Origin of the sequence: Pseudomonas sp. MMS21 TM103 (genome assembly GCF_022132145.1) — a bacterium.
GTDB lineage: Bacteria > Pseudomonadota > Gammaproteobacteria > Pseudomonadales > Pseudomonadaceae > Aquipseudomonas.
In genome coordinates, this window is the sequence record NZ_JAJISP010000008.1 from 65,344 (window position 1) to 77,151 (window position 11,808).

At 59.4% G+C, this 11,808-nt stretch carries 9 protein-coding genes; 7 read left to right on the forward strand and 2 right to left on the reverse strand.

Annotation, left to right across the window (positions count from 1 at the left end; translation table 11 throughout):
- Window positions 1-3 precede the first annotated feature (3 nt).
- The gene (gene mfd / locus LJY18_RS20275) at window positions 4-3,441 is read right to left on the reverse strand and encodes a transcription-repair coupling factor (RefSeq protein ID WP_238044172.1); all 3,438 of its coding nucleotides are present in this window, start codon (window positions 3,439-3,441) and stop codon (window positions 4-6) included.
- A 149-nt stretch (window positions 3,442-3,590) separates the two neighbouring features.
- Here mfd and LJY18_RS20280 point away from each other — a divergent pair, with 149 nt between their 5' ends.
- Entirely contained in the window at window positions 3,591-5,057 is a 1,467-nt protein-coding gene (locus tag LJY18_RS20280) for a glyceraldehyde-3-phosphate dehydrogenase (RefSeq protein ID WP_238044174.1), read from the forward strand.
- 62 nt (window positions 5,058-5,119) lie between these two features.
- Here LJY18_RS20280 and LJY18_RS20285 read toward each other — a convergent pair whose 3' ends face one another.
- Window positions 5,120-5,680 (reverse strand): chalcone isomerase family protein, encoded by a 561-nt coding sequence (locus LJY18_RS20285; protein WP_238043891.1) that lies wholly within the window; start codon window positions 5,678-5,680, stop codon window positions 5,120-5,122.
- 273 nt (window positions 5,681-5,953) lie between these two features.
- On the opposite strand from LJY18_RS20285, the gene LJY18_RS20290 reads away from it, so the two are divergent.
- From LJY18_RS20290 to nqrF, 6 genes are read left to right on the forward strand one after another with little or no spacing between them, the layout of a single operon-like run.
- On the forward strand, window positions 5,954-7,291 hold the full coding sequence (locus LJY18_RS20290) for a Na(+)-translocating NADH-quinone reductase subunit A (RefSeq protein ID WP_238043893.1): 1,338 nt from the start codon (window positions 5,954-5,956) through the stop codon (window positions 7,289-7,291).
- A gap of 3 nt (window positions 7,292-7,294) precedes the next feature.
- A complete protein-coding gene (locus tag LJY18_RS20295; RefSeq protein ID WP_238043895.1) occupies window positions 7,295-8,506 on the forward strand; it encodes an NADH:ubiquinone reductase (Na(+)-transporting) subunit B in 1,212 nt (403 codons plus the stop codon).
- The gene (locus LJY18_RS20300) at window positions 8,499-9,287 is read left to right on the forward strand and encodes a Na(+)-translocating NADH-quinone reductase subunit C (protein WP_238043897.1); all 789 of its coding nucleotides are present in this window, start codon (window positions 8,499-8,501) and stop codon (window positions 9,285-9,287) included. Before LJY18_RS20295 ends, LJY18_RS20300 begins: the two co-directional genes overlap by 8 nt.
- On the forward strand, window positions 9,284-9,958 hold the full coding sequence (locus LJY18_RS20305) for an NADH:ubiquinone reductase (Na(+)-transporting) subunit D (RefSeq protein WP_238043899.1): 675 nt from the start codon (window positions 9,284-9,286) through the stop codon (window positions 9,956-9,958). The genes LJY18_RS20300 and LJY18_RS20305 overlap by 4 nt, the downstream gene beginning before the upstream one ends.
- Window positions 9,958-10,566 (forward strand): NADH:ubiquinone reductase (Na(+)-transporting) subunit E, encoded by a 609-nt coding sequence (gene nqrE, locus LJY18_RS20310; protein WP_238043901.1) that lies wholly within the window; start codon window positions 9,958-9,960, stop codon window positions 10,564-10,566. The genes LJY18_RS20305 and nqrE overlap by 1 nt, the downstream gene beginning before the upstream one ends.
- Window positions 10,567-10,581: 15 nt before the next feature.
- Window positions 10,582-11,808, forward strand: a complete 1,227-nt coding sequence (gene nqrF / locus LJY18_RS20315) for an NADH:ubiquinone reductase (Na(+)-transporting) subunit F (RefSeq protein WP_238043903.1) — start codon at window positions 10,582-10,584, stop codon at window positions 11,806-11,808.

Sequence of the window (11,808 nt, forward strand, 5' to 3'; positions counted from 1 at the left end):
CCTTTAAGCTGGCGGAGTCAGGCGCTCGAACAGCGCTTCCAGGGTATTAAATCGATGATCCGGCTGCTCCATCGGTACCTGGAATTTGAACAGGGTGGCACCCTCGAACTTGTAGCGGGCGGGGGCGCCCTGGATCAGCTTGATCAGGGTCAGCGGATCGACGCAGGTGTCGGCGGCGAATTCGATACGGCCGCCTTGCGGGCCGGCGTCGACTTTCTTGATCCCGAGCTTTTCCGCCTGCAGTTTCAGTAGGGTAAGGCGTACCAGGTTCTTGGTTGGCTCCGGCAGCAGGCCGAAGCGGTCGATCATCTCCACCTGCAACTCTTTCAGGCCGTCTTCGTCGGCGGCCGAAGCGATGCGCTTGTAGAGGATCAACCGCGCATGCACGTCCGGCAGATAGTTTTCCGGGATCAGCGCCGCTACCCGCAAGTTGATTTCCGGGCCGCCGCCTAGCGGTTGCTCGAGATTGGGTTGTTCGCCCTTGCGGATGGCTTTCACCGCGCGCTCGAGCATTTCCATGTACAGGGTGAATCCGACCGCCTGGATCTGCCCGCTCTGGCCGTCGCCGAGCAGCTCGCCGGCGCCGCGGATTTCCAGGTCGTGGGTAGCCAGGAGGAAACCAGCGCCCAGATCCTGGGCGCCGGAAATCGCCTCGAGGCGCTTCTGCGCGTCGTCGGTCATCTGCTTGCGCGGTGGGGTCAGCAGGTAGGCATAGGCCTGGTGGTGGCTGCGCCCGACCCGGCCGCGCAATTGGTGCAGCTGGGCCAGACCGAACTTGTCGGCACGCTCGATGATGATGGTGTTGGCGCTGGGCACGTCGATGCCGGTCTCGATGATGGTCGAGGCGATCAGCACGTTGAAGCGCTTGTGGTAGAAGTCGCCCATCACCTGTTCCAGCTCGCGCTCGCGCATCTGCCCGTGGCCGATGCCGATACGCGCTTCCGGCACCAGTTCGGCGAGGTCAGCTGCGCATTTCTCGATGGTCTTCACGTCATTGTGCAGGTAATAGACCTGGCCGCCACGCAGCAGCTCGCGCAGCAGCGCTTCCTTGATGGTCGGGTTGTTCTGCTCCATGACGAAGGTGCGCACCGACAGCCGGCGCGCCGGCGGAGTGGCAATGATCGACAGGTCGCGCATGCCTGCCACGGCCATGTTCAGGGTGCGCGGAATCGGTGTGGCGGTGAGGGTGAGGATGTCCACTTCGCTGCGCAAGGCCTTGAGCTGTTCCTTCTGGCGCACGCCGAAACGGTGTTCCTCGTCGATGATCACCAGGCCCAGGTTGTTGAATTGGACATCACCCTGCAGCAGTTTGTGGGTGCCGATGACGATATCGACCTTGCCCTCGGCCAGTTGCTGCACGGCGCTCGCGACTTCCTTGGCGCTCTTGAAGCGGCTCATCACCTCGACGTTCACCGGCCAGTCGGCAAAGCGGTCGCGAAAGCTGTTGTAATGCTGCTGGGCGAGCAGGGTGGTCGGCACCAGCACGGCGACCTGGCGACCGCTGTGCACGGCGATGAAGGCGGCGCGCATGGCCACTTCGGTCTTGCCGAAACCGACGTCGCCGCAGATCAGTCGATCCATCGGCTTTGCGGCGAGCATGTCGTCGCGCACCGCATCGATGGCGGTTTGCTGATCCGGGGTTTCCTCAAACGGGAAGCCGGCGCTGAAAGTCACGTAATCGAGCTGCGGGTCGGCGAACGCGTAACCCTCGCGGGCGGCGCGGCGGGCATAGATGTCGAGCAGTTCGGCCGCCACGTCGCGTACTTGTTCGGCGGCCTTGCGTTTGGCTTTCTGCCAGATCTCCGAGCCGAGTCGATGCAGCGGAGCCAGGGCGTCGTCGCTGCCGGTGTAGCGGGCGATCAGGTGCAGGCTGGCGACCGGTACATAGAGTTTGGCTTCCTCTGCGTACATCAGCGCGAGGAACTCGGCCGCCTGGCCGTCGATTTCCAGGGTGACCAGGCCCAGGTAGCGTCCGACGCCGTGATCGATATGCACCACGGGCGCACCTTCGCGCAGTTCGGTGAGGTTCTTGATCACGTTGTCGCCGCCGTCACGCGATTTCTCGCGGCGGCGGCGCTGCATCACCCGTTGTCCGAACAGTGGGCTTTCGGCAATCAGCGCCAGGTCGTCGAGCAGCAGGCCGTCGTCAAGCGGGGCGATGGTGATGCCCAGGCGCTCCTCGCTGGCGGTGAACTCCGGCCAGTTGGCCACTTCCCTGGGCTTGAGCTTGAGGCGGGCGAGCAACTCCAGCAGCACTTCGCGCCGCCCGGCGGACTCGGCACAGAACAGCACACGGCCTGGATAGTCTTCGATAAAGCGGCGCAGAGCGGCCAGTGGTTCGCCGGCCTTGGCCTGGATCGCCAGATCGGGCAGGGGCTGCGCGTTGAAGCGCTGGCGGCCGACGCCGGGTTCGATGTCTTCCTGGCTGATGACGACTCGTGGCCAATCTTTCAGGCGGGCGAAGCAGTCTTCCACCGGCAGGAAAATATCGGCTGGCGGCAGCAGCGGACGCTCGGGGTCGACCCGGCGCTCTTCATAACGGTTGCGCGCGTCGTTCCAGAAGTGCTCGGCGGCTTTTTCCACCCCGGGCAGGGAAAATACCTGGGTGTCCTGTGGCAGATAGTCGAACAGGGTTGCGGTTTCTTCGAAAAACAGCGGCAGGTAGTACTCGATGCCGGCCGGGGTAATGCCGGTGGTCAGGTCCTGATAGATCGGGCAACGACGGAAATCCACGTCGAAGCGTTCACGGAAGCGTCCGCGAAAATCGCTAACGGCCTTTTTCTCCAGTGGGAATTCACGGGCCGGCAGCAGTTTGATCGACTCGACTTTGTCGATCGAGCGTTGGGTTTCTGGATCGAAGGTGCGCAGGGTTTCGATTTCGTCATCAAACAGGTCGATGCGAAACGGCTGGTCACTGCCCATCGGAAACAGGTCGATCAGTGCGCCACGCACGGCGAATTCGCCGTGTTCGTAGACCGTGTCGACGCAGCGGTAGCCTGCCGCTTCCAGGCGGGTGCGCATGTCGTTGACGTCGAGTTTCTGGCCGGCGTCCAGCACCAGGCTGCTGCCGAGCAGAAAACGCTTGGGGGCCAGGCGGTGTAGGGCGGTGGTGATCGGCACTACCAGCACGCCATGTTTCAGTTCCGGCAGGCGGTAGAGTGCGGAAATTCGCTGGGAGATGATGTCCTGATGCGGCGAAAACAGATCGTAGGGCAGGGTTTCCCAGTCGGGGAAATGCAGAACCGGCAATTCTGGGGCGAAGAAGCTCAGCTCCTGCTGCAGGCGCTCGGCGTTCTGGCTGTCGGCAGTCAGCAGCAGGGTAAAGCGCTTGGCAGCGCTGGCGGCTTCGGCAATCGCCAGGCTCAAGGCCGCACCGGGCAGATTGCCCCAGTGTTGTTTCCCGGCAGTGGCGGGGAGGGACGGTAGGCGCAGTATGGACACGGGCGTTACAGGCACGGGCGGCTCACGGTCATGACGACAGGGTCCGCGATTGTAACTATCCGCGCTGATTGCTGTCAGTGTTTCGTCCGTTGCAGATTGCCGGCGGTCGGCTACGCCGTCATAATGTAGCCCCTTTTTTCAGCCCCTACATATGGAAGGTACTGCCCGTGAATCAGAAGCCCGACCAGTGTCTCGGTGAGTGGATCGATCGTGAAGCCCTCGCGGAAGCGATGATTCCCTTGATTGGTCAACTCTACCGCAACAACAACGTAGTCACCTCGATCTACGGTCGTAGCCTGATCAACCGTTCGGTCATTCAGATTCTCAAAGCCCACCGCTACGCCCGCCACCGCCTGGATGGCGATGCCGAGTTGTCGGTGCATGACACCTTTCCGATGCTCAAGACCATGAGCGAACTCAAGTTGGGCGCGGCTTCCGTGGATTTGGGCCGCATGATGGCCAAGTACCTGGAGGCGGCCAATGGCCGCAGCATCGAGCAGTTCGTGCGTGACGAGCTGGAGCCGGTCGCCGGTCAGCAGAATGTCGTGGCTCGCAAGGGCACCGACGTGGTGCTCTACGGCTTCGGTCGTATCGGCCGCCTGCTGGCGCGCATCCTGATCGAGAAAACCGGGGGGGGCGACGGCCTGCGCCTGCGGGCGATTGTTGTGCGCAAGGGTGCTGATAACGATCTGGAGAAGCGTGCCAGTCTGCTGCGTCGTGACTCCGTTCACGGCCCGTTCGACGGCACCATCGTTGTCGACGAAGAAAACAACACAATCACCGCAAATGGCAACCTGATCCAGGTGATTTACGCCAAGTCACCTGGCGATGTGGATTACACCCAGTACGGTATCAACAATGCGCTGCTGGTGGATAACACCGGTGTGTGGCGTGATGCCGAGGGCCTGAGTCAGCATCTGGCCTGTCCGGGCATCGATCGCGTGGTGCTGACCGCGCCGGGTAAAGGCGAGCTGAAGAATATCGTGCATGGCATCAACCATGGCGATATCACCGCTGACGACAAGATCATTTCTGCAGCGTCCTGCACCACCAATGCCATCGTGCCGGTGCTCAAGGCGGTGAATGATAAGTACGGCATCATCAACGGTCATGTTGAAACCGTGCATTCGTACACCAACGACCAGAACCTGATCGACAACTTCCACAAGGGCAGTCGTCGTGGCCGAAGTGCCGCGCTCAACATGGTGATCACCGAGACCGGTGCTGCCACTGCCGCTGCCAAGGCATTGCCGGTACTCAAGGGCAAGTTGACTGGTAATGCCATTCGCGTACCCACGCCGAACGTGTCCATGGCCATCCTCAACCTGAACCTGGAGAAGGCTGCGACCCGCGAAGAGATGAACGAGTACCTGCGTTACATGGCGCTGCACTCGGATCTGCACAAGCAGATCGACTTCGTCAATTCCCAGGAGGTGGTTTCCACCGACTTCGTCGGCTCGCGTCACGCCGGCGTGGTGGATGCCGAAGCGACCATTGCCAATGACAATCGGGTCGTGCTCTATGTCTGGTACGACAACGAGTTTGGCTACAGCTGCCAGGTGGTTCGCGTGATGGAAGACATGGCTGGAGTCAATCCGCCGGCTTTTCCGCGCTAAGCGCTAGCGGCGATTGAAAAAAACGGGAGCCTTGGCTCCCGTTTTTTGTTCAGGCTTGTTGGCTAGTCGTTGAGCAGGCTGCTGCGCAGGCTCTCCGAGAGTCCGTTGGGCGCTAGCCAGATGCCCAGGTAGGCGCGAGCCAGTTCAGGGTTGCTGCTGGCAAAGGCGGTTTTGCCGTTGCGCTCCAGGCTCAGGCCACTGTCAGCGTTGTAATTGAGGGCGTAGCGGTCGCCTGGCTTGATGTCCCGGAAGGTGGCGTGCAAGGCGTCCAGATCGCTGCGCAGGCGTTCGAGCGTAGGTTGGTCCTGTTGTCTCTTTAGCGTGATCCAGGCGGCTTCGATCACGTCGGTGCGCTCGATGTTGCGGAAGTAAAAGAGCTCCAGGCGCAGACTGCGCTGGCGCTCCAGGGCCTGCGCTGCACTGACCTTGGGTTCTGCATAGAGGGCGGCGGCGTAGACGTCGACCCACAGGTAGCGCAGAACGCTTTGATTCTTGCGCTCCAGGCTGGCTCGCTCCAGGGTTGTATGTGGCGCGAAATTCGCCTGGCGCAAGCGCTCGTCCGCAGCGGCGAGCAGGATGGGGCTGAGCAATAGCAATGTGGCAAGTAGCAACAGTCGGCGCATGATGAGCATCCTCGGGGCGCAATGGTTGAATGTCATCAGTGCGGCATTTTGAGTCAAGTTGTCGACTGTTGCGGCCTATTGCAGAAAGCCCAAAAAAAGCAAGCGCTTGGGTGGTCAGTTGAGGGGCGCGTCTTTATAATCAAGCGGATTTTTTACCCGCGCTCGGCATCATTACCCGCGCCAATCACGTTATTGGTGTGGGTCTGGCTATTAAGCACCCAGATGCCGCCCGTATTCTAAAAAAAGCTTATAAATCAGTGGTTAGGCAAACCTATGATCAAATTGAAACATGGGCTTGATTTGCCCATAACAGGCGCGCCGGCGCAGCGTATCGAGGCTGCAAGGCCGGTGCGCAGTGTCGCTATCGTCGGCTTCGATTATCACGATATGAAGCCGACGATGCAGGTGCAGGTCGGAGATCGAGTCAAACTCGGTCAAGTGCTGTTCTCCGATAAGAGGTCGGCAGGGGTTGATTACACTGCGCCTGGCGCCGGGGTGGTCAGTGCGATTCATCGTGGTGATAAGCGTTTGTTGCAATCGCTGGTGATCGACCTGGACGGCGATGAGCAAGTGACCTTCGCCAGCTATCCGCTGACCCAGTTGGACGGTTTGAGTGACACGCAGGTGCGTGAAAACCTCCTGCAGTCTGGTCTCTGGACTGCACTGCGCACTCGTCCATACAGCAAGGTGCCTGCAGTAGATGCAGTCCCTAGCTCTATTTTCGTCGCAGCCATGGATACCCAGCCATTGGCGGCCGATCCTGCGGTGGTCATCGGCGAATATGCCGCTGATTTCGAAAACGGCCTCAAGGTGCTGAGCAATCTGGCCAAGATCTTCCTGTGCAAGGCCGCTAACAGCAGCCTGCCGGGTGAGCAACTGAGCAAGGTGCAGACCGAGGTGTTTGCCGGTCCGCACCCGGCTGGTCTGCCAGGCACCCATATCCACTTTCTTGACCCGGTCAGTGCCAGCAAGAGTGTCTGGACGATCAACTATCAGGACGTGATTGCCGTCGGCAAGTTGTTCGCGACCGGGCAGTTGTGGGTCGAGCGTGTTGTCGCCCTGGCGGGTCCAGTGGTTGAGCAGCCACGTCTCTTGCGTACTCGCCTGGGCGCCAGTCTGGATGAGCTGACCGCAGGTCAATTGCAGTCTGGCTTTAACCGCGTGGTTTCCGGTTCGGTACTTGGCGGGCGTACCGCGCAGGGTGCATTTGCCTATCTGGGGCGTTATCACTTGCAGGTGTCGTGCCTGGCAGAGGGTGATGACCGCGAGATGCTGCATTACCTGCGCGCCGGGGTGAACAAGCATTCGGTGTTGAATGTTTTTGTTTCCAAGTTGGCGGCGGCGAAGAAATTCGCATTTTCCACCACGACCAACGGAAGCCCGCGCGCCATGGTGCCGGTCGGCAACTACGAAGAAGTGATGCCGCTGGATGTGCTGCCGACGCAGCTGCTGCGCTACTTGATCGTTGGTGATACCGAAATGGCCCAGAAGCTTGGCTGTCTCGAGCTCGACGAAGAAGATCTGGCGCTGTGCAGCTATGTCTGTGCCGGCAAATATGAATACGGCCCGATCCTGCGCGATAACCTCGCCCGTATCGAGAAGGAGGGTTAACCCATGGGTATTCGCGAATTCCTCGACAAGATCGAGCACAACTTCGAGAAGGGTGGTAAGTACGAGAAGTGGTACGCCTTGTACGAGGCGGTCGACACCTTCCTGTATCGCCCCGGTAGCGTGACCAAAACCACGGCCCACGTGCGTGACGGCATAGACCTCAAACGCATGATGATCATTGTCTGGTTGTGTACCTTCCCGGCGATGTTCTTCGGCATGTGGAACACCGGTTACCAGGCCAACCTGATTTTCGCCCAGAGCCCCGAGCTGTTGGCGGCCCAGGAAGGTTGGCACTTTGCCTTGATCAGCGCGCTGGCCGGTTTCGACCCGAACAGCCTGTGGGACAACTTTGTCCAGGGCGCCGCCTGGTTCCTGCCGGTCTATGCGGTGATTTTCATCGTCGGTGGTTTCTGGGAAGTGCTGTTTGCCTCGATCCGCAAGCATGAAGTCAACGAAGGTTTCTTCGTTACCTCCGTGCTGTTCGCCCTGATTTTGCCGCCCAGCATTCCGTTATGGCAGGTGGCGCTGGGTATCAGCTTCGGTGTGGTGATCGGCAAGGAAGTGTTTGGCGGTACTGGCAAGAACTTCCTCAACCCGGCGCTGACCGGCCGTGCCTTCCTGTTCTTCGCCTACCCGGCGCAAATGTCGGGTGATGCGGTCTGGACTGCGGTCGACGGCTTCGCTGGCGCGACTTCGCTGAGCCTGGCCGCCGCTGGCGGTATCGAGAATGTACTGAGCAATGGGATCACCTGGCTGAATGCCTTCCTCGGCACCGTCCATGGTTCCCTGGGCGAAACCAGTACGCTGGCGATCATGATTGGCGGCGCTGTACTGTTGATTACCAAGATCGCTTCCTGGCGCATCGTCGCCGGCGTGATGCTGGGCATGATCGGTCTCAGCCTGCTGTTCAATACACTCGGTTCGGCAACCAATCCGATGTTCGCCATGCCGTGGTACTGGCATCTGGTGGTCGGTGGTTTTGCCTTCGGTATGTTCTTTATGGCCACCGACCCGGTGTCGGCGTCCATGACCAATACCGGTAAGTGGATTTTCGGTGCCTTGATCGGTGTCATGGTGGTGTTGATCCGCGTGGTCAACCCTGCGTTCCCGGAAGGCATGATGCTGGCGATTCTGTTCGCCAACCTGTTCGCACCGCTGGTCGACCACTTCGTCGTTCAAGCCAATATCAAGCGGAGGCTGGCACGCAATGTCTAGTCAAAAAGAATCTACCGCACGCACGTTGACGGTGGCCCTGCTGGTTTGCCTGGTGTGCTCGGTGTTCGTCGCCGGTGCTGCTGTGGCGCTCAAGCCGATCCAGGTGGACAACCGTCTGCTGGATAAACAGCGCAGCATCCTGGCCATCGCCGGGCTGGGCGATGCGAGTATGTCGAGTGCGCAAGTCAAAGGCATGTTCAAGGGCACCATTAGCGCCAAGCTCGTGGATCTGCAAAGCGGCAAGTTCTCCGATGCCAAGGATCCCGTCACCTTCGATCCGCTGAAAGCCTCGAAGGACCCCAAGCTTTCCAGTGTTCTGCCGGGTGAGCAGGATATCGCTTCGATCAAGCGCCTGGAGCGTTACACCACGGTGTATGTGGTGGAGAAGGATGGCCAGGTCGATACCGTGATTCTGCCAGTACGCGGCTACGGTTTGTGGTCAACGCTGTACGGTTTCATTGCACTCAAGGGTGATCTTAATACCGTGGCAGGCATGGGCTTCTACCAGCATGCCGAGACCCCGGGCCTTGGTGGCGAAGTGGATAACCCGAAGTGGAAAGGTCAGTGGCCAGGCAAGACCCTGTTTGACCAGGACGGCAAACTTGCCGTTGCGGTGGTCAAAGGCGGCGTCGACCCACAAAGCCCGAATGCGCAGCATCAGGTCGATGCATTGGCCGGCGCGACCTTGACCAGCAAGGGAGTGGACAATCTGCTGAAGTTCTGGCTTGGCCAGAATGGTTTCGGTCCGTTTATCGCTAACTTGCGCGCAGGGGAGGCTTGATCATGTCGCAGCCGACTATTAAAGAAGTCCTGCTCAATCCAATCTTCAACAACAATCCGATTGGTTTGCAGATTCTGGGTATTTGCTCCGCTTTGGCGGTCACCTCGAACCTGAAAACCGCCTTGGTGATGTCGATTGCCCTGACCTTGGTGACCGGGTTCTCCAACTTGTTCATCTCGATGATACGCAGTCAGATACCGAGCTCGATTCGGATGATCGTGCAGATGGTGATCATCGCCTCGCTGGTGATCGTGGTAGATCAGGTGCTCAAGGCCTATGCCTTTAGTCTGTCCAAGCAGCTGTCGGTGTTCGTTGGTCTGATCATTACCAACTGCATCGTGATGGGGCGTGCCGAAGCCTTTGCCATGCAGAATCCACCCGTGCTGTCGTTCTTCGACGGTATCGGTAACGGTCTGGGTTACAGCGCCATGCTGGTCATGCTGGGCATCGTTCGCGAGCTGTTTGGCAGTGGCAAGCTGATGGGCTTTGAAATCATTCCGGTCATCAACGACGGTGGCTGGTATCAGCCTAACGGTTTGCTGCTATTGCCGCCTTCGGCATTCTTCCTGATCGGCCTGTTTATCTGGGGGCTGCGCAGCTGGAAGAAAGATCAGCTCGAGCAGCCGAGCTTCAAGATGGCACCGCAAGTATCGAATAAGGAGGCCTATTAATGGAGCATTACATCAGCTTGCTGGCCAAGGCGGTGTTCGTTGAGAACATGGCGCTGGCCTTCTTCCTCGGCATGTGCACCTTTATTGCCATCTCGAAGAAAGTAGAGACGGCGATTGGCCTGGGTATCGCGGTTGTCGTGGTGCAGGTCATCACTGTGCCGGCGAACAACCTGATTTACACCTACCTGCTGAAAGACGGGGCGCTGGCTTGGGCCGGCTTGCCGGAAGTGGACCTGAGTTTCCTTGGTCTGCTCAGCTATATCGGTGTGATCGCAGCCATCGTGCAGATCCTCGAGATGCTTCTGGATAAGTACGTGCCCTCGCTGTACAACGCCCTTGGTGTGTTCCTGCCGCTGATTACGGTTAACTGCGCCATCATGGGCGGCACTCTGTTTATGGTGGAGCGTGACTACAACCTGGCTGAAAGTACCGTGTATGGCTTCGGTTCAGGTCTGTCCTGGGCTCTGGCGATCGCCGCGTTGGCGGGCATCCGTGAGAAGCTCAAGTACAGCGACGTACCGGCAGGTCTACAGGGGCTGGGCATCACCTTTATCACCATCGGTCTGATGTCACTGGGCTTCATGTCCTTCTCCGGCGTGCAGTTGTAAGGACGGGATGAATAGATGATCAATTACGAAATCTTTCTCGCCATCGGCATGTTCACCGGCATCGTGCTGGCGTTGGTGCTGATTATTCTGGCTGCACGCGCCAAGCTGGTTTCCAGCGGTGACGTGAGCATCGAGATCAATGGCGAAAGAACCATTGTGGTTCCTGCTGGCGGCAAGCTGCTGCAGACCCTGGCGGCCAACAATATCTTCCTCTCGTCGGCCTGTGGCGGCGGCGGCACCTGTGCTCAGTGCAAGTGCGTGGTGGAAAGCGGCGGCGGCGAAATGCTGCCGACCGAAGAAGCTGCCTTCACTCGCCGCGAAGCCAAGGCTGGCTGGCGTCTGTCCTGCCAGACGCCGGTCAAGCAAGACATGAAGATCGAGGTGCCTGAAGAAGTCTTCGGCGTGAAGAAGTGGGAATGTACGGTGTTGTCCAATCCGAACGTGGCCACCTTTATCAAGGAACTGACGCTGAAATTGCCGGAAGGCGAGAACGTCGACTTCCGCGCCGGCGGCTATGTCCAGCTGGAGTGCCCTCCGCATGTAGTGCATTACAAGGACTTCGATATCCAGGAGGAGTATCGCGGTGACTGGGACAAGTTCAACCAGTGGAAGTACGTATCCAAGGTCGAAGAGACCACGATCCGTGCCTACTCCATGGCCAACTACCCGGAAGAAGTCGGTCTGGTGAAGTTCAATATCCGCATCGCCTCACCGCCGCCAGGCAAGGACGATCTGCCGCCGGGCAAGATGAGCTCCTATGTGTTCAGCCTCAAGCCGGGCGACAAGATCGACGTCTACGGTCCCTTCGGCGAGTTCTTCGCCAAGGATACCGATGCCGAGATGGTCTTCATCGGTGGCGGTGCCGGCATGGCGCCGATGCGTTCGCATATCTTCGATCAGCTCAAGCGCCTCAAGTCGACGCGCAAGATCAGCTTCTGGTATGGCGCACGCTCCATGCGTGAAGCCTTCTACGTCGAAGAGTACGACCAGTTGCAGGCGGAGAATCCCAACTTCAAGTGGCACCTGGCGCTGTCCGATCCATTGCCGGAAGACAACTGGAGCGGCATGAAGGGTTTCATCCATAACGTGCTGTTCGAGAACTACCTGAAGGAGCATCCGGCTCCGGAGGATTGCGAGTTCTACATGTGTGGCCCGCCGATGATGAACGCCGCCGTGGTCAAGATGTTGGTCGACCTGGGTGTGGAGGAGGAGAATATCCTGCTCGACGACTTCGGCGGCTAG